Source organism: Thioalkalivibrio sp. ALJ12 (assembly GCF_000378305.1).
GTDB lineage: Bacteria > Pseudomonadota > Gammaproteobacteria > Ectothiorhodospirales > Ectothiorhodospiraceae > Thioalkalivibrio.
Genome location: NZ_KB899538.1, coordinates 1,556,456 through 1,574,912 on the forward strand (window position 1 = coordinate 1,556,456; position 18,457 = coordinate 1,574,912).

The 18,457-nt window shown below is 65.7% G+C and carries 17 protein-coding genes and 1 pseudogene; 1 reads left to right on the plus strand and 17 read right to left on the minus strand.

Annotation, left to right across the window (positions count from 1 at the left end; genetic code table 11):
• Positions 1-17: 17 nt before the first annotated feature.
• The 3 genes from F467_RS0107410 to F467_RS0107420 form a co-directional block, all read right to left on the minus strand.
• Positions 18-1,322: a citrate synthase gene (locus tag F467_RS0107410; RefSeq protein ID WP_018139086.1), complete on the minus strand. Its 1,305-nt coding sequence runs from the start codon at positions 1,320-1,322 to the stop codon at positions 18-20.
• A 135-nt stretch (positions 1,323-1,457) separates the two neighbouring features.
• Positions 1,458-2,432: a sensor domain-containing diguanylate cyclase gene (locus tag F467_RS0107415; RefSeq protein ID WP_018139085.1), complete on the minus strand. Its 975-nt coding sequence runs from the start codon at positions 2,430-2,432 to the stop codon at positions 1,458-1,460.
• A gap of 106 nt (positions 2,433-2,538) precedes the next feature.
• Positions 2,539-4,035, minus strand: a complete 1,497-nt coding sequence (locus F467_RS0107420; protein WP_018139084.1) for an FAD-linked oxidase C-terminal domain-containing protein — start codon at positions 4,033-4,035, stop codon at positions 2,539-2,541.
• Positions 4,036-4,269: 234 nt separating this feature from the next.
• On the opposite strand from F467_RS0107420, the gene F467_RS0107425 reads away from it, so the two are divergent.
• Positions 4,270-5,169, plus strand: coding sequence for an alpha/beta hydrolase (locus tag F467_RS0107425; RefSeq protein ID WP_018139083.1), 900 nt, complete (start codon positions 4,270-4,272; stop codon positions 5,167-5,169).
• Between the two features lie 58 nt (positions 5,170-5,227).
• Here F467_RS0107425 and F467_RS0107430 read toward each other — a convergent pair whose 3' ends face one another.
• From F467_RS0107430 to F467_RS0107500, 14 genes and pseudogenes are all read right to left on the minus strand, one after another.
• Entirely contained in the window at positions 5,228-6,952 is a 1,725-nt protein-coding gene (locus tag F467_RS0107430; protein ID WP_018139082.1) for a complex I subunit 5 family protein, read from the minus strand.
• A complete protein-coding gene (locus tag F467_RS0107435; protein ID WP_018139081.1) occupies positions 6,949-8,472 on the minus strand; it encodes a complex I subunit 5 family protein in 1,524 nt (507 codons plus the stop codon). Before F467_RS0107435 ends, F467_RS0107430 begins: the two co-directional genes overlap by 4 nt.
• Positions 8,469-9,953 (minus strand): complex I subunit 5 family protein, encoded by a 1,485-nt coding sequence (locus F467_RS0107440; RefSeq protein WP_018994334.1) that lies wholly within the window; start codon positions 9,951-9,953, stop codon positions 8,469-8,471. Before F467_RS0107440 ends, F467_RS0107435 begins: the two co-directional genes overlap by 4 nt.
• Complete coding sequence (locus tag F467_RS0107445; protein ID WP_018139079.1) at positions 9,950-10,351, minus strand: cation:proton antiporter subunit C; 402 nt, start codon at positions 10,349-10,351, stop codon at positions 9,950-9,952. The genes F467_RS0107440 and F467_RS0107445 overlap by 4 nt, the downstream gene beginning before the upstream one ends.
• 19 nt (positions 10,352-10,370) lie before the next feature.
• Positions 10,371-11,366 carry a hydrogenase subunit MbhD domain-containing protein gene (locus F467_RS0107450; protein WP_018139078.1) on the minus strand — a complete coding sequence of 332 codons (996 nt, stop codon included), beginning with the start codon at positions 11,364-11,366 and terminating at the stop codon, positions 10,371-10,373.
• Entirely contained in the window at positions 11,363-11,659 is a 297-nt protein-coding gene (locus F467_RS0107455) for a monovalent cation/H(+) antiporter subunit G (RefSeq protein WP_018139077.1), read from the minus strand. Before F467_RS0107455 ends, F467_RS0107450 begins: the two co-directional genes overlap by 4 nt.
• Positions 11,649-11,966, minus strand: a complete 318-nt coding sequence (locus F467_RS0107460; RefSeq protein ID WP_018139076.1) for a monovalent cation/H+ antiporter complex subunit F — start codon at positions 11,964-11,966, stop codon at positions 11,649-11,651. The genes F467_RS0107455 and F467_RS0107460 overlap by 11 nt, the downstream gene beginning before the upstream one ends.
• Positions 11,963-12,517 (minus strand): Na+/H+ antiporter subunit E, encoded by a 555-nt coding sequence (locus F467_RS0107465; RefSeq protein ID WP_018139075.1) that lies wholly within the window; start codon positions 12,515-12,517, stop codon positions 11,963-11,965. The genes F467_RS0107460 and F467_RS0107465 overlap by 4 nt, the downstream gene beginning before the upstream one ends.
• A gap of 34 nt (positions 12,518-12,551) precedes the next feature.
• Complete coding sequence (locus F467_RS0107470) at positions 12,552-13,091, minus strand: invasion associated locus B family protein (RefSeq protein WP_018139074.1); 540 nt, start codon at positions 13,089-13,091, stop codon at positions 12,552-12,554.
• A 421-nt stretch (positions 13,092-13,512) separates the two neighbouring features.
• Positions 13,513-13,794: pseudogene (locus tag F467_RS13800) on the minus strand (ABC transporter substrate-binding protein); the annotation flags it as partial.
• A gap of 183 nt (positions 13,795-13,977) precedes the next feature.
• The gene (locus F467_RS0107480) at positions 13,978-15,090 is read right to left on the minus strand and encodes a response regulator (RefSeq protein ID WP_018139072.1); all 1,113 of its coding nucleotides are present in this window, start codon (positions 15,088-15,090) and stop codon (positions 13,978-13,980) included.
• Positions 15,068-16,798, minus strand: coding sequence for a PAS domain-containing sensor histidine kinase (locus F467_RS13165; RefSeq protein WP_038049712.1), 1,731 nt, complete (start codon positions 16,796-16,798; stop codon positions 15,068-15,070). Before F467_RS13165 ends, F467_RS0107480 begins: the two co-directional genes overlap by 23 nt.
• A gap of 107 nt (positions 16,799-16,905) precedes the next feature.
• Positions 16,906-17,418, minus strand: coding sequence for a molybdopterin-dependent oxidoreductase (locus F467_RS0107495; protein WP_018139069.1), 513 nt, complete (start codon positions 17,416-17,418; stop codon positions 16,906-16,908).
• A 199-nt stretch (positions 17,419-17,617) separates the two neighbouring features.
• Positions 17,618-18,457 (minus strand): autotransporter outer membrane beta-barrel domain-containing protein (locus tag F467_RS0107500; protein WP_026182217.1); only part of this gene is annotated, 840 nt, incomplete at its 5' end.

The window sequence follows — 18,457 nt, forward strand, 5'->3', positions numbered from 1 at the left end:
GTTTCCGAAGAACGTTCCTAGCGTTCCTCGATCGCGATGTACTCGCGTGAGGGGTGCCCGGTGTAGAGCTGGCGCGGACGGCCAATGCGTGATTCCGGATCCTGCATCATCTCGTTCCAGTGCGAGATCCAGCCCACCGTGCGGGCCAGCGCAAAGATCACGGTGAACATGTTCAGCGGGATGCCCATCGCGCGCAGGATGATGCCGGAGTAGAAGTCCACGTTCGGATAGAGCTTGCGCTCGATGAAGTAGTCGTCCTCCATCGCGATGCGCTCGAGCTCCATGGCGACGTCGAACAGCGGTTGATTCTCGGCGCCCATGTCGCCCATCTCGGCCAGCAGTTCGTGGCACATCTTGCGGATGATCTTCGCCCGCGGATCGTAGTTCTTGTACACGCGGTGGCCGAATCCCATCAGGCGGAACGGGTCGTTCTTGTCCTTCGCGCGGGCGACGAAGTCCTGCACGCTCTTGTCGGAGTTCACGATCTCCTCGAGCATGCGCACGACCTTTTCATTCGCGCCCCCGTGCAGCGGACCCCACAGCGAGGCGATGCCGGCCGAGATCGCGGCAAACGGGTTCGCCTCGGAAGAGCCGGACAGGCGCACGGTGGAGGTTGAGGCGTTTTGTTCGTGATCCGCATGCAGGATGAGGATCAGGTCCAGTGCGCGTACGAAGACCGGGTTCGGCTGGTAGGGCTCGCTGGGCACCCCGAACATCATCGACAGGAAGTTGGCCGTGTAGGACAGGTTGTTGTCCGGATACATGAACGGCTGGCCGTGGGCGTACTTGTACGACCAGGCGGCGATCGTTGGCATCTTGGAGATCAGCCGGTGCGCGGCGATGCGGCGGTGTTCCGGGTTATGCACGTCGACGTTGTCGTGATAGAAGGCCGACAAGGCCCCCACCACGCCGACCATAATCGCCATCGGATGCGCATCGTGACGGAAGCCGTCGAAGAAGCGGCGGACCGCCTCGTGCAGCATCGAGTGGTCCTTGATGATGCGCGAGAAGTCGTGCAGGTCGTCGGAGGAGGGCAACTCGCCGTTCAGCAGCAGGTAGCAGACCTCGAGATAGGTGCTCCCTTCCGCCAGCTGTTCGATCGGATAACCACGGTAGAGCAGGGTGCCCTCGTCCCCGTCGATGAAGGTCACATCCGAGCGGCAACTGGCCGTGGACATGAACCCCGGGTCGTAGGTGAAGTAACCGAGTTCCTTGTACAGCGCACGGATGTCGATGCAATTGGGGCCGTGGGCACCCTCCTGGATCGGCAGCTCGATGCTCTTGCCGGTAGTGTTGTCGGTCAGCGTGACGGTCTTGCTCATGAAACGGCCTCGAAGATTCGCTGGGGCGCCCGAACGCGCGGGGTCGAAAAGGGGCATGGTAAACCATCGACACCCGGTGGGCAGCGTCGTTCGGGCCCGTTGTTCCGAATTCTGGACAGGGTCCACCCCGGGCTGTCAGTGGTCGTTGCGCTGGCTGCGCTTGTCGTCGTACATGGCCTTGTCGGCATAGGCCTGGGTTGTTTGCAGGTCGCCACGCATATCGCGCGAGCAAGCGCCAAGTGCGGCGGAGACGCCGGCTTGGTCGAGTGCGTCACGCAGGCGCCGGGCGAGATCCGGGATGTAGTCGATGGGGGTCTCGGGGAACAGGACCGCGAACTCGTCGCCACCGATGCGGGCGACAGTGTCGATGTCGCGTACGGTCTCGCGCAATACACGGCCGGCGGTTGCGATCAGTCGGTCGCCGGCCTCGTGCCCCTCGCTGTCGTTGAGCCGCTTCAGTCCATTCAGGTCGACCATGACGACGCCGGCCGGTAGCCCGTGCCGCGCGCAGCGTTCCTCCTCGGAGGCAAGGGCGAGCGACCAGCCACGGCGGTTGTACACGCCGGTCAGGGTGTCGGTGTGGGCCTCCAGTCTGAGCGCCTCCTGCTCCCGCTCCAGGCTGTCGACCTGGTGACGCATGTGAATCAGGGCCTCCAGCGTACCCACCGCGGCTTGTATCGGCGCGTTGTGTTCCTCCGACGAGATGGCGATGGTTTCCGGATGGATGGCGCAGAGGACGCCATACAGCTGGTGGTCAACGTCGCGGATGGGGTAGCCGATATAACTTCTGATTGGCGTCTCGCTACCGGCGGCGGCGAGCGCTTCCAGGGCCTCGGCATACGAGGGTTCGCGCGCGGCGTCCGCCGCAATGCGCGGGGCGCGGCCCTCGAGCATGCGGATGCAGAAGGAATTGCTCCAGTCGAAGACCGAGCCGGCCTCGATACCGTAACCGTGGTCATCCGCGCGCACTACGATCTGCTCGTTGCCCTCCACCCTTGTCAGCATCCAGGTGTCGAGCGGGGCCAGCAAATGGAGTAGCCGAAGCGTGCTGTCGACGCCCTGGTTGAACGAGTCGTAGGTGCCGTCGCACCGGTCCCGGGAACGCTTCATTCGATTGGGTCGGGCACCTCGTCAAGGGCCCGTGATCTTGGATTCTCGCTGCATCTTAGAGGATATGTCTCCAAGACTAAATAGTCCCGGGCCGCATTCGCCAACGCTAAAGGCGCGGCAGGTCGGGGTGCGGGAGTTGGCCGCCATGCACGTGCTGGCGACCGAACTCGGCGCAGCGTGCCAGTGTGGGCACCGCCTTGCCGGGATTCAGCAGGCCGAGCGGATCGAAGGCCTGCCGCAGCCGGTGGAACTGCTCGAGCTCGAGGGGCGCGAACTGCACGCACATGCCGTCGAGCTTCTCGACGCCCACGCCGTGTTCGCCGGTCACGGTCCCGCCAACTTCCACGCAAAGCTCCAGGATCTGCTGCCCGAAGGCCTCGGCCGTTTCCAGCTGGCCGGGCTGGTTGGCGTCGTAGAGGATCAGGGGGTGCAGGTTGCCGTCGCCGGCATGGAAGACGTTGCACACGCCCAGGCCATGTTCGCGCGACAGTGCATTGATGCGCTCGAGCACGGTACCGAGCTGGTGACGGGGGATAGTTCCGTCCATGCAGTAGTAGTCCGGCGAGATTCGGCCCGCGGCCGGAAAGGCGGCCTTGCGCCCGGCCCAGAACAGGGCCTGCTCCTGGGCGTCGCGTGCGGTGCGAACCTCGGTGGCGCCAAGCTCGAGCAGCTTGCGGCGCACCACCATGATGTCCTCGGAGACCTCGGCGTTGGTGCCGTCGAGCTCGCATAGCAGGATCGCGGCGGCGTCCACCGGATAGCCTGCGTGCACGAAGTCCTCGGCCGCGCGGATCGCGGCGTTGTCCATCATCTCCAGGCCGGCCGGGATCAACCCGGCCGCGATGATCCCGGCCACCGCGCGCCCGGCCGCCTCCACATCGTCGAAGCTCGCCAGCAGGACCTGGGTGCGTTCCGCACGGGGCAGCAGGCGTACCGTGACCTCGGTGACGATGCCGAGCATCCCCTCGGAGCCGATCATCAGCGCCAGCAGGTCGGGGCCCGCGGTGTCCAGCGTCTTGCCGCCCAGGCGGATGATCTCGCCATCCAGTGTGACCATCTCCAGCCCCAGCACGTTGTGCACGGTGAGGCCGTATTTCAGACAGTGCACGCCGCCGGCGTTTTCGGCGACATTGCCGCCAATCGAGCAGGCGATCTGGGAGGAGGGGTCCGGGGCGTAGTAGAGGCCCTGGGGGGCAGCCGCCTCGGAAATGGCGAGGTTGCGTACGCCGGGTTGCACGACCGCACAGCGATTGTCGGCGTCGATCTCCAGTATGCGGTTGAAGCGGGCCAGGGACAGCAGCAACCCGGTGGCACTGGGCAGGGCCCCGCCCGAGAGTCCGGTGCCCGCCCCGCGGGGTACGATCGGGACCTGGTGCTCGCGGCATACCCGCAGGCAGGTGAGCAGTTCCTCCCGCGTGTGGGGCAGCGCGACGGCGCCGGGGGTCTGGCGATAGGCGGACAGCCCGTCACATTCGTAGGTGCGGCGCTCGTGGGCCTCCAGGATCAGCCGATCCGCGGGCAGCTCTTGCTGCAGGACCATGATCGCAGCCGCCAGCGCATCCAGCGCAGTGGAATCCGGGGGCAGGGGCTGTGCGGCAGTCATGGTGTGGTCAGGGGCATCCAGGAGGGCGAAAGGCCCCTCAGGTTACAGGCCGTGGGCGGCGCAGGAAATGTCCGTGTCACTTCGTGGTGTCTCTAGGAAACGCTGATTTGGCAAGACGCAGCAACGGCGGATGCAATAAACAGAGTAAGGGTCGGGAATTTTTATTGTTTCGTGACAGTCTAGTCATTCGCGGGATTACTAGAATGATTCCAACCCCGACCCAAGGAGATTGAGATGCGGCATTCATGGATCACGACGGCCTGTGCGGCCGCTTGCCTGGCTTCAGCCCCGGCGTTTGCGGCCGACAAGGTCACGCTGGAGCATGACGACCTGACCCTGATCGGTCATTTCCAGGAAGGGGCCGGTGCCTCGCCTGAAGATGGTGTGGTGCTGATGCTGCACGGCACGCTCGCCCACGGCCGCATGGAGGTCATGCAGGCGGTCCAGGATCAGCTGGCCGACCGAGGCCACAATACGCTGTCGATCAACCTGAGCTACGGGATCGACGAACGTGAGGGGATGTTCGAGTGCGACGCGCCGATTCATCATGGCGTGGACGAGCACATGAAAGAGGTCGCGCTCTGGCAGGAGTGGCTGCAGGGCGAAGGCTATGGCCCGGTCACGCTGTTCGGGCATTCGCGTGGAGGCAACCAGGTGGCCCGCTATCTGACCGAGCACGATCCGGACGACATCCGCGCGATGGTTCTGGTCGCTCCGTCCACCTTTGATGCGGACAAGGTCGCGGCGGATTACGAAGATCAGGCCGGGGAACCACTGGGTGAAGTACTGGCCCGCGCCCAGGAGAAACACGACCGTGGCGACGGCTCCATGCTGGAAGGCGTGCGTTTTCTGCAATGTGGCGAACTGGATGTCGCACCCCATGCGTTCCTGAGCTACTACGATCCGGCCCCGGTCCACAACACGCCAAGCGTGATCGACGGCATCCAGACCCCGACGCTGGTGGTGATCGGGTCCGAGGATGACGTGGTGGCAGATCTGCCGGAGCGGATGGATGCGGTCGAGGACAAGGAGCACATCACGGTGAACACCGTCGATGGTGCGGATCATTTCTTCCGCGACTTCTTCGCCGACGACGTGGTGGACTTCACCGTCGACTTTCTCGATGAGCACTGATCGGCTGATCTGAGCCCATCAGGCCGGCCCTTTCGGGTCGGCCTTTTTTGTGTGTGTCTCAACCGGCCCAGAGGGTCAGGTACAGACCCAGCATCGCGGCGGCGAACAGCAGGCCGATGGTCTCCCAGCGGGTGAGTACACCCTCGGCCAGTTCCAGCCGTTCACGAAGCCGGTAGCGTAGCCAGCGCAGGCGCGCCGGGTGGCGCCCGACGCCGATCAATGCAGGGCGGCGGTGCCACAGGCGCTGGCTGGTGTGCGCGAGCCACTCCAGGGGCACGACGAGATCGCCCTCCTGGAGCCACGGCCGATCGCGATCCCGAGCCCATCGCCAGGCCAGCAGCCCCAGGACCAGGCCGACACCAATTGGCCAGACAAGGCTCAGACTCGTCAGCACGACCCAGGCGGAAACCTGCTCCGGTGGGGCGACTGCCACCCCCAGCAGGGGGAAGACCAGCGACATCGCCGCCAGGCCACCCCAGGCCCACCAGCGGCGTGAGTCCGCGCGCGGGGGCGTCTGGGTGTCTTGCTGTGTCTGATACCAGCGCCAGAGAAAGCGCAGCATCAGGAGCGTTGTGCCGGCGGCCGCCAGGGTCAGGGCGAACTCCGTATGAGCCATCCAGCCGGCCAGATCGGCGTCGTACAGCGGTTCCTTCAGGGTGTTCTTGGCCAGTGCGCCGCTGGTCATCGGCATCCCGGCCAGGGCGAGTGCTGGCAGCACCGCGAACAGGAAAAAGGCCAGGCGGCCTGTGCCACCCGCGGGGCGCTGCGCGGTCATCCCGGCGGCCAGGAACAGCGCACCCTTGGCAAAGCCGTGGTGCACGGCGTAGAGCGTAACGGCCATCAGCAGCCAGGCCCGCAGGTCAGGCAGGGCGAGTGCCAGCCCGACCCCGGCCGTCATCAGCCCCATCTGGCTGATGCTGGAGTACGCGAGGATGGTCTTGGGACGCGACTGCAGAACCCCGGCGAGTGCGGCGAGGAAGGCTGCCGACAGACCCAGGAGCACGAGGGTCTCGCCGAGCAGCACATGGCCGGTCTCATCCAGTGGCAATACCCGCAGCCAGCCCAGCAGGCCAGCCTTGATCATCGCCCCCGACAGCACGGCGCTGGCCGCGACTGGTGCGGCCGGGTGGGCCAGCGGCAGCCAGAAATGCAGGGGAAGCATCCCGGCCTTGATGCCAAACCCGAGCACCAGCAACGCAAGGCCCCAGCCTTCGGGGCGCGCCTCGGCGATCGCGGTCAGCCGCGTATCGCCACCCGCCTGGTGAATCGCCATGACGAGGCCGGAAAACAGCAGGATTTCACCGACGACCGCCAGGATCAGATAGATGCGTCCGGCGCGCCAGGCCTCCGCTGTATTGGAGTGCACCACCAGGCCATAGGCCGCCAGGCTCATCAGGGAGAAGAACAGATAAAAGCTCAGGGCGTCCTGGGCGAGGATCAGGCCCAGGTTCCCGGAGAGCGCCAGCAGCCAGAACGCGTAGAAGCGGTGACGCAGCGGGTCATCCTGGCGATCGCTCAGCGCAAACAGGCCGGCCGCCAGCCAGAGCCCAGAGGTCAACGCCAGAAAGGCCTGCCCCAGAGGGTCGAGCCCCAGTAGTGTGTTGAGCATCAGCCAGTCCAGGGTGGCGGGCTCGATATCGCCCCCGAAGGCCGCACCTCCAAGGCCCGGCAATGCCGCCCACGGGGCCCAACGGTTGAAGCGGGTCCGGTGCGGCCGCAGGCCGATCAGTACCGCGAGCAACAGCGGGACCAAGGGGATCGCGAGCCAGATCAGGGCGTTCATGGCGCGAACCCCGGGATCGAATAGTCGCGTTCCACGATCAGGGTCACCCAGTCGAGCGGGCTCAGGCTCATCCCCGCCAGCAGCCCGCCGAGCAGGCTCAGGGCCGCGACGAACATCGTGGGGACGAGCAGCATCCAGTGGGTCTCGAAGCGTGTGGGGCCGCTATGTTCGACCATACGCTCGTGCCAGGACGTGCGTCGCTCGCCCAGCCAGCCGCGGATCACCGGCGGCAGGAAATACGCTGCATTGAGCAGGCTGCTGACGATCAGCACGGCCAGTACCCAGTGGAACTGGGCCTCCAGCGCCCCCAGGCCCAGATGCCACTTGGTGACGAAGCCCGCGAGCGGCGGCAGCCCGATCATGCCCAGGGCGCCCAGGGTAAAGGCCAGCATGGTCAACGGCATGCGGCGGCCCACGCCGTCCAGCTCGCTGATCTTGTGGATGCCGAGTGTCTCGGCAAAGTTGCCGGCACAAAAGAACAGCGTGATCTTGGTGATCCCCTGATGCACCAGATGCACAAGCCCGCCGATGACCCCCAGCGGCCCGGCCAGCGCGACACCCAGCACGATGTACGAGACCTGGCTGACGGTAGAAAAGGCCAGCCGCTGCTTCAGGTCGTCCGTGCGCAGGGCCTGGATCGAGCCGTACAGGATGGTGATCGCGGCGACCACTACCAGCCCTGCGGCGAGCCCGAGTTCCATCGTGACCTCGGCGCCATAGACGTCGTTCACCACCCGCACAATCCCGAAGGCCCCGGCCTTGACCACGGCGACCGCGTGCAGCAGGGCACTAACAGGGGCGGGCGCGACCATCGCGATCGGCAGCCAGGAGTGCAGCGGCACCAAAGCCGCCTTGACCCCGAACCCGATCATCAACATCACGAACAGGACCTTGAGCGTGGTCTCGTGCGTGGTCGCGAGTTCGCCGAGGTAGCCGCCCGGCACGAAGGATTCGGCACCGGCCAGAAGCGTCAGCCAGACGATCGCGGTGAACAGCACCAGCCCGCTGGTCAGGGTGTAGGCCAGATACAGGCGTCCGGCGCGCAGGGCGGCGGGTGTGCCGCGGTGCACCACCAGCGGCCAGGTGGCCAGCGTCAGCAGCTCGTAGAAGATCAGCAGCGTGATCAGGTTGCCCGACAGCGCGATCCCGACCGTGGCGCTGACACAAAGGGAAAAGAAGCCAAAAAAACGGCTCCGACGTGGCGAACCTTCCAGATAGCCGATGGCGTACACGGTGGTGACGAACCACAGCACTGCTGAGAGGGTGGCGAACAGCAGGGACAGGGCGTCCGCCGCGAGTACGAAGTCGATCCCCGGCAGCAGCGGGATGCTGAGCTGATATTCATCGCCGCGCAGGACGCCCAGCAGCAGCCAGCCGACCAGTACCAGCTTGGTCCCGGCCCCGCCGAGGTTCAGCAGGGTCCGCAGGCCATAGCGCCGTTCGGGCAGGAAGAAGATCGCCAGGCCCGGGCCCAGCGAACTCATCAGGATGGCGAGGAGCAGCCAGCCGCCGTCGGTCATGGCGCCCCCGGGGTCAGTGTCAGGGTGTGCAGCGTCAGGGTGCCGGCGAATCCGGCGGCGGCCGCAACCACGGCCAGCCCCAGCGGCACCCAGTCCATCCACGGCGAGACGGCCTCACCGGCGTCCCGGGGCCCGCGGTGAAAGGCCGGGGCCACCATGCGCAGTACGTAGCCGGCGGCGAGCAGCCCGCCACCGGCAATCGCGCTTACCCACAGCACGCCGATCAGGCTGCCCGCCAGGATCGTGGACAGCCCTGCCTCCAGCAGCAGGTATTTGGCGATGAAGCCGCCGGTGAAGGGCAGGCCCATGAGGCTGACCCCGGCCAGCCCGAGCGCAAACACGGTGCGTCCACGGGCGCGCAGGATCGCGCCCATGTCGGCCAGACGGTCATGTCCGGCCGCGTGTTGCAGCGTACCGGCGGCGAGAAAGACGGAGGCCTTGGCCAGCGCGTGGACGACGGCAAAGAACACCACGACCCTCCATGCCCCGGAGTCCACCAGCATCAGCGGGAAGGCGATCAGCAGATAGCCGAACTGGGCCACCGTGGAATAGGCAACGATGGATTTCAGACGCCCGGACCGCAGGGCCTGGGCCGAGCCCCAGACCAGCGCGGCCACGCCGAGCAGCCCCACCAGGATGCCGAACGCCGGTGTGGCCAGCGGGGCAAAGGGCCCCATCCACAGGCGCAGGATCAGGTAGAACGAGCCGGTGACTACCAGGCCCGAGAGTACGGCACTGACCGGGGCCGGGGCGGAGCCGTGTGCCGGGGCGAGCCAGACATGCAGTGGGAACAGCGCCGCCTTCAGCATCAGCCCGGCGGTCATCAATACCGCGGCCATGCGCTCGGTGGGGCCGATCTCGGTGCGCGCCTCCAGCAGCACCAGGTCCAGTACTCCGTGCTCCCCGAACAGGAGTACAACCCCCATCAGGAAACTGAGCGAGCCGAGGATGTTGATCAGCATATAGCGCATTGCCCCGGAGACCGCGGCGGCGGTGCCGGTGAACGCCACCAGCGCCACCGCCGACAGCGACACCACCTCCAGCGAGATGTACAGGTTGAAGGCATCGCCGGACAGCAACAGCATGTTCAACCCGGCCCACAGCCATAGCCACAGGGGCCAGAACTGGCGACGTTCGATCGGGTCGTGCACGTAGCCGAGGCTGTACAGGCTGGTTGCCAGCCCCACCACGCCGGTCAGTACCAGCAAGGTCATCGACAGGCCATCCAGGTGCAGCATCACGCCCAGTGGTGCCTCCCAGCCGCCCAGCGCCACGCGCGTGGCCGCGGACTCCGGGTCGGGTCCCGCGGCCAGGAACAGGGCGCTCAGCACCACGACGGCTGCGGTCATCAGCACCGCGCCATAACCCCCAATCCGGTGCGCCTGACGGGGCCAGATCGTGGCCAGGATCGCGAGCGCCAGCGACAGGGCCACCAGGCCGCTGATCGCAAGCGGGAGCATTGCGGCGGGTGTCTCGCTCATTCGCGACGCTCCCGCTCGTACTCCGCCGAGGGGGCATGTTCCTCGCGCGAGATGTCGTCCACCGGCGCGTCATCGTCCGGCGGACCGGGCAGCATCATCGCCTGGCCCGTGATGCGCGCCAGGCGCACGACCAGCGCGAGCGCGAATGCCGTGGCGCTGACCGCGACTACGATGCCGGTCAGTGTCAGCGCCTGCGCGACCGGGTCCGGTGGGCCTTCGCCACGGGCCGCAATGCCCAGCAGCACCATGAAGACCCCGGAACCCATGATGTTGAGCGCAAGAATTCGCAGGACCAGGTGATGGCGGCGGATCAGCCCGTACAGGCCGAGTGCGAACAGGACCGCGCCAGCCGTCGGATAGATCAGGCCCGGGGCCAGTTGCTGGGCGAGCCATTCCATCAGCGTGCGTCTCCGGCCATCAGTGATCGTCTCCGGCAGGCCGTCCGGCAATGAACAGCGCCACCAGGGTGAGCGCGATCGACAACGTGGCCGCGACCTCGATCACGATGATCAGCGGGTAGGCCCATTCGGGCGGATAGCCGAGCAGGCCCGGGCCGATGAAGAGCCCGACGACCCCGATCACCAGGAACAGGCCCACCCCCGCGGTCAGGCCCAGCCGCAGCGGCGTACTCGGCGCCATCGGCAGGTCGCGGGGCCGCGCCAGCACCAGCAGGATGCCGGCGGCGCCCAGGATGGCCCCGGCCTGGAATGCACCGCCCGGGGCATGGCTGCCCGCCCATAGGATATACACGCCCGTGACGATCGCGACCGGCACCAGGAGCCGGAGGGTACCGGGGAGGATCGGGCCCGGCGCCGGGCGTGCCGGAAGGTGGTCGTAGCGTCCCAGCGACCAGGCCCCGAGCAGGGCGATCAGCACGATCGCCAGCTCCAGGAAGGTGTCATAGGCGCGAAAGTTCAGCAACACGGCGGTGATCGGGTGATCCACGCCCGAGACGCCCATGTGTTCGTCGACCACCGGTTCCAGACCCACGGCGTCCGGCTGGTGCCACAGGGCGGTGACCATGAGTCCGCCGACCACCAGGGCAAAGGTCAGCGCGGGGACAAAGGTCCGTCGCGGTGGCGGGGGGTCATGCAGGGCGTGCAGCAGGGCATCGGCACCGGCGGGGTCGGGTGGCTGGTCGGGACGCCCGCGTCGGCGTTCGACCGCGATGCTGCGCAACCGCTCCAGCGTGACCAGCAAGAGGGCACCGGTAATACCGGCACCAATCGCGGCCTCGGCCAGGGCGATGTCCGGGGCCTCCAGACGCACCCAGGCCAGCGCGAGTAGCAGCCCGAAGGTGATGAACAGCACCACCGCTCGGAACAGGTCGGTGCTCGCGAGGCAGCGCCAGGCGACCCCGAGGAGTCCGACCAGCAGGACCAGATCGAAGACGACGAGGAGCAGGTCGCTCATCGATCGGACTCGAATTCCCCGTGAGTCCAGGTGCGTTGCGCCACCATGTGCGCGGCCGTGGTGCCGGCCGCCAGGACCAGCACCCAGATCAGGAACAGCTTGAGGATGTCCGCCGGCCCGCCGGCCTGCAGCATCAGGCCGAGGATCACCAGCCCCAGCCCGACGTTGTCCGCCTTGGTCAGGGCGTGCAGGCGGGAGTACACATCCGGGAAGCGCAGCAGCCCGGCCGTACCGGCCGCGAAGAACACGAGCCCGGAAAGGATCAGGATCACGGTCAGGGTGTTAGCGATCATCGTCCGGCTCCTTTTTCTGGCCGTGGCGCTGATGGATGGGGGTGCCCGACGGTTCCGGCAGGCCGTGCTGGCGGACGAACGCGACCGCGGCCACCACCGCCAGCAACGCGAAGACCAGCGCGACGTCGACCAGTGCCGGGGTCTCCAGCGTCAGTGACAGCAGCAGCAGGATGGTGACGCCGGTGGTGCCGAACAGCTGGGCGGCCAGCATGCGGTCGCCGGAGCCTGGGCCACGTAGCACACGGATCAGGCCGAGCAGGATCGTCGCCAGCAGAAAGAGTGCGGCACCCAGATAGAAGACAGTCATTGTGTCTCCTCTGATTGCCGGCGTGGGTCTTCGAAGGCGGCATGGATGCGTTTCTCAAGCTCACGCAGGGCCATTTCAGGTTGGCTGTGGCGATCCAGCACATGCACGGTCAGCAGGCGCCCCTCGAGGCGAACGCTGAGGGTCCCCGGGAGCAGGCTGAGCACGGCCATGAACAGGGTCAGCGGTGGTCCATGCGGGAGGTCGGCCCGGTACTCGATGAAGTCCGGCGCGATGGGCAGCTTGGGGTCCAGTGCGCGTCGGGCGATGTCGATACCGCCGAGGAAGGAAGCTCGCAGGAAATAGCCGATCAGGCCCGGTATGGCCCGGAATCGGACGGCGAGGGGGCGACCGGTGGGCAGTACGAGGCTGGCGGCCCCGGCCAGCAGAACCGCGAGCAGTGCCAGGGGTTCCAGCAGGGCATCCAGCCCGGCCAGGATCCACCAAAGCACGGCGGCGGCCAGGACAGTCCAGGCTGCCCGCCGCCAGCGTGCCCGGGCGCGGTTGAGGCCGGCCCGGCTCGTTGCGTCCCTGTGCTTCGCCACACGGGTCATTGTACCGGCCCGTGTGGCGCAGCCAAGCGAAGGCCTAGAGCCGCTCGCTGGCGTCGGTGAAGCCCATCAGCGAGACGTCGAAGGCCAGCGGCTGGTCGCCGTGCAGCGGCCAGAAGCCGACCGTCAGCGCACTGCCGCCACGCATCGCGTTGAACTGGCTCTCGCTGAGCTCATGGCCCGCGACGCAGCCCTGCTCCACGCAGGCGATGTAGGGGGCCTCGATTTCCTCGCCATCGTCATCCACCTGCATCAGGATGCCGGGGCGCAGGTCCACGCCCAGTGGCAGCAGGATCTCGATGATGTAGCTGTCACCGTCGCGGAAAACCGACGCCTGCAGGTAGGCGCCCTGCGCCTGCTCGTCCTGGATCTGCAGCGTCTGCTGCATGCGGCAGCGTTCGCCACCCTGAGTCTCGATGCAGGCGACCTCCCAGTCCTGGTAGGTCGTGGTCTCCGGCTCTTGCTGCTGCATCTGCTCTTCCATCTGCGGGTCGGTCTGCGCCTGGGCCATGGCCAGGCCGGGCAGGGCCAGAAGAAGAGCCGGGATCAGGCCTGCGCGGAGGGGGCGGATATTCATTCAGTGTGCTCCGGTGACAAATGTTCAACGTTACAGGATGGTCAATGGCACCCCCTTGGGGCAACCATCTTTGTGCATCTTCGAGACCATATCGCCAGGCCGGTGTTCCTCGGCCCCCGAAATTCTGCGGGGTCGCGACCCGGGTCACCGTCCGCCCGCTAGTGCCCGACTGGCCAGTATGGCGTCGGGCGCTCGGGGCGGTGCTGGTCATCGAGTACACCGGCCAGGTGTTTGGTGCTGGCGCGCAGCGATTCGCTTCCATCGGCAGGGCCTCGCAGTTCTCCGCTGGCGTTGTAAAGCGGACTCCGAACAGTGCGCCTTCGAGCTCCGCTTCGCTGAGGTCGTTGTACCGTGCCATGGTTGCCCTTGCGGGGCCGGGTTCGGCATCCATGTAGTCCAGTGCCCCGAACCATGCATCCACCAGCTGTCGGAGATGTCCGGGGTGGTGATCCATCGCCTCGCGCCGGACTACCAGCACATCGATGATCTCGCCCGGGATCTCGGTGCTGTCGAACAGTTCCTCGGCGCCCTCATTCAGCAGCCGGGCTCGGGTTGGCTCGAAGGTCGCCAGGGCACCAACCTTCTCGTTCAGGAAGGCTTCCTCGTGACGGGCGGCATCGACACGAACGATATCGACCTTGTCCCGTTCGAGGCCGCCTTCTTCCAGACCCCGCGCGAGCAGGTAGGCCATGGCCGCGTCCATAAAGGACAGTATCCGGGGGGAAATCCATGGTCAATGCGGGGCCTTTTCACGATTCGTCCAGCACAGGCAGACGCAACCGCGCGCCCGGTTGTACGGGCCTGTATGGAAGGGAATGCCGGGGCGGTGCGTTGACTACGCGCAGGCACAACTCGGGAATGTTGGCGATATGTAGCGCCATCCAAGTCACTCGAGGGTTAGTGTCATGGATCCCGCAAGCACCAGGGCGACGAGCTCTGCCTGCCTGTGTGTGTCGGTCTTCTGGAACAGATTACGAAGGTGGAAGTTGACCGTGGTAATGGAGACCCCAAGATGGTGTGCTATATCGGCGGTGCGCCAGCCTTCTGCCAAGGCCAGGGCGATATGTGCTTCCGTGGGGGTCAGATCGAACAGGCGGGCCACAATCTCCTTCGGGAGCTGTCCCTGTCGCTCGGGGTCCGAGAGCAGGATAATGGCAGCAGGGTCGTTGCCGTCATCTGGCGACCCGTTCCGGGGGGCCGCTTCTTCCTCGTCGGGGAGTGGATAAATCATGGCCAACAGATCCCGATGGCGCCCATCACGGGGCAGCCGCAAGCATTCGATCGTATCGCTGGTGTTTTCGCAGTCGTCGAGGACCCTTCGCAGGGCCTGATGCAGGCGGCGGTCCTCTTCGGCATGCACCGCCTGTGGGGGGGTTCCTTCGCTCAATGTCAGCGCCCCGGTGGCCATACGCCGAGCGGCACGATTAAAGAGCAGGGTACGCCGGCCAGCGTCGACCAGGATCACGCCGGGGGCGACGGGGTCTAGCGCCTTGGCTGCAACCTCCAGGTTCGGGGTGTTCTTTCGCATACCCAGATCGTTAAGGGTGTGGCGCAGGTCGGTCAGTTCATCGTCGTTCTTTTCGCGTATCCGGCGTACTTGCCGGAGACGAGCTTCCACTGTGGCCAGCAGGAGATCGAAGTCCACCGGCTTGACGAGGTAGTCGTCGGCACCCGCGCGCTTGCCTTCGACGACCTCGCGAGGGTCTGACAGTGCAGTCAGAAAGACAAAGGGTGTTTCGGCTAGATGCGGCCCCTGTTCCCGAACTTCGGCCAGCAGTTCATAGCCATTCTTGCCGGGCATGTTGATGTCGCAGAGGATCAGATCGGGACAGACGGCGTCGATCTGCTCCATGGCTTCGTCTCCGTGTGCCGCTTCGATGGCAACGTAGCCAGCCTCGGTCAGTTCGTCACAGATGTCCCGTCGAAGCAGTGCTTCGTCTTCGGCGCAGAGGATGCGCGCGGCCGGGGTTGATGCCTCAGTCGGTTTCGAGCCGGTCATCCTGGTCCTGTCCGCACGGGAGCTCTAGTGTGAATGTGGAACCTTTCCCTTCTCTGGATCGTACGCTGAGGTCGCCGCCTTGAATGGTGGCTAGCTGGCGCGCGATCCCAAGCCCCAGTCCGATCCCCCGGTGTCGCTTGGCGTTGCGTGCCCGGAAAAAGCGGTCGAACAGGCGGGGTTGATCCTCGACAGGGATGCCGATGCCGTGGTCGGTCACACGGCACAGGGTTTTCTCTCGGGTCGAGCGGAGCTCGACTTCGATCGCCGAGGTTTCGGGTGAGTATTTACCCGCGTTCGACAGAAGATTCGCCAGGATCTGTTCGACCAGTGCGTGATCACATCGCGCGAATACCGGTCCGGCCGGCTCGACTTCCAGATGGATGGGGTTGTCGGGCGTGATGAGATGCTGGGTTTCGATCGCCCGCTCGACCAGGGGGCGCAGGTCGCACAGCGAGGTGGAGGCAGCCACGTGGCCACCCTCAAGACGCGCCGAAGTCAGGGCGTTCTCGATCAGCCGGGTCATGTGGGCAACCGCATCGCGCAGCTGGCGATAGCGCTGCTGTCGAGTTTCGCGGCCCATGTCCTCGCCGCGGCGCAGCAATCGCTGCAGACCGGAATCGATAATGGCCAGCGGGGTTCGAAACTGGTGCGAGGCCATGGCCGCAAAGCTGCGGTAGAACTCGCTGACCCCGCGCTCGCGTTGCAGCGAATGCTCCAGGCTGCGGGCGGCATCCTTGTAGCTGGTGATATCCGCCAGGCGGAGTACCTGCCCGCCGTCGTCGGTGCGTCGCAAGGTCATCTGGACCCAGCCGCGTCCGGGGACCTCCAGGTCGTACTGTGCGCCGTCATCAGCGGTAATCTCCTGCGGGTCGGCCTGTTCGGTATCCGGGCGAGTGACGGAGCGGATCTGGTCGAGGAGCGATTCCAGCGATTGACCCTGGCTCGGCACTTGCCCGGGCAATGGCAACAAGCTGGCGAATTGTGGATTGACCAGGATAAGGCGGCCGTTCGAGTCGAAGGCGGCGAAGCCGTCAGGTGCAGTATCGATCGCATCCACAACGCGACGGCGTTCCGCTTCCAGGTCACGGGTACGATTGCGGACCTCCAGTTCCAGATGATCGCGATGGGCGGCCAGCGCATTCTGCGCGTGCCGGCGCTGGCGCAATGCGACCATCATCAGAGTGGCCAGGATCATCCCGCTGACGAGGATTCCCGCCATCATCGCGATCGCCTGGATCAGGTTGGCGCGGTGTTCGTCCAGGCGTGCACCTGTGCTTTCCCATTCCTCGATCATCACGGCATTGGCAATGCGGTTGAGGGCTGACATCAACGGACCAAGTTCGGCGTGAACGGCATCCGCAGCGGCGGTGTTGTCCGCAGCAACATTCTCGACCAGACCCTCAAGACTGGAGAGGTGCTCAAGACTCTCGTCAAGGGGTCTTTCCTGGTCGGCCTGATCCAGATAGCGCCGTTGTGGCCCCGCGTCCAGCAGTGCCAGACGGCTGGCGAGCACGTCATAGCGAAGGCCGGGCTGAGCATCGGGGTCACCCATGGTGAGTCGGTAGACCGCTTGGTCCAGACGGTGACTCGCAACCTGAGCCTGAGTGATGACCCAGAGCATGTTCTCGTCCACGTTGGTGCGCATGTCCTGTTCCACCTCGTGCAGGCGCACCAGTGACACTGTAAGGAAGGCTGCGAATGTCAGCACTGCCAGCACTGGCAGGGCATATGTCGAAACCCGACGCAATCGCGGTCGGGAAGAATGGGTGGGATCGGTCTCGAGGATGGCTGTCTGGCCCCGGCTCGCGCTTGCCGTCATCGCACCTCCACATGCGCCAGCTGCCAGACCCAGCGGTAGTCATAGCGGATGTCATCCAGTTCGGTGTGATCATCCCGCGGGTAGACGATCCACAGCGGTCCCTTGTCTCGAGGCGTCAGGGGTTCTCCATCCTGAGTGTGGGCCACGATCACGTCGTACTCGTGGAAATCCTCCATCGGGATTTCCACGATGTAGTCGTTGAGGGCAGTGGCCACGACTTCTTCACCTTCCGCGCCCAGGGCCTCCAGCAGATCGCGCAACAGGAAACCCTCGAAGCGATTCACCCCGTCTGTTACCACCGTAGAGGTATTCATCTCTCGTTGCGGGAGGCGGTCCAGCATCGCTCGATCCAGCACGGAGCGGTCTCCGTCGTTGGTATGACGGATCTTCCCCTCGACCCGAAGGATTACCTCGCCAGTGGGTTCGGCCTTGGGATCGAAGCCATTGCCGGGAGCATCGGGATTCGTGCCTGAAGCGGTGCCCGGCAGGGCCAGCAATGCGGCCAGCATCGTTGCCGTGCGTGGCGCGGCCTTGTGCAAGAAGCATCTTGATCGCACTGGCACAGCTTCTCCTCCCAAGGGTCCACGGTCATTCTGTGAAGAGTGTCGCGAAAATTCTGTCGACATGAAAGGCCGATCTGCACCGTCATTCGTCGGCAGAAAGGAAGAGTGAGGCCCGGGCTGAAGAGCGCCCGGACCTCAAGGTTCCTTACCAGGTCCGCCGGAAGGACACACCGATTGCATGGAGGTCATCGGAGCCTGCGATTTCCCCCTGATAGCCCGCGTTGAGGAAGCTGTTGCTGTTCAACTGGGATTGCACCCCCAGGGCGATGCGAGCGCGGTTGCGGCTCAGGCGCGGCCCTTCGATGGTGAATCGGCCTGCGGAGTCGCCAGAGAAGGCCGTATCCATCCGGCTCGCGCGATCACCGTGTTCATGGACCCAGGCTGCCTCGGCGTAGGGGGCCACCCAGCCACCTGTGGTGTCGAAGGTCTGGTCGAAACGTACGCCCGCCTGGCTGCGGAGGGAGTATTCGCTTTCGCTGTCGACGTCGAGATTGGCGGCTCCCGCGCCGGATTCGCTGAAGCTGCTGCGGCGCAGATACTCGTAGTCGAGGCCGCCAAAGGGGGTCACCCGCGCGACGTCCGTGACTTCGAAGACATAGCCCACTTCGATGCCGGTCCCGATGCCTCGGGCCGAGTAGTCGGCGGTGGCGGTCTCGTTCAGCGTGGCAACAGAGCGTTCGGAATCCGCCCGGTGGTATCCGACGCCCAGACTGCCGCGTGCGTACAGGGCATCCTGCTGCCAGCCACCGTAACCGGCCAGATGGAACGAATCGACGTCAAGGTCTCCGCTTGCGGTGGAGGCACGGTTGCGGGTGTATCCCATGGCCGCGCCGACGAAGACGTTGTCCGAGACCGGCGTATCGAACCCGACACTGATCCCCCCGAAATCGTAATCGGCGCCGGAGGCATTGGACGTGTCGTCGATGTCGCCTCGACCCCCCTCGGCGGTTACCCACCAGCCGCGGTTGGGACCCGATTCACCCTC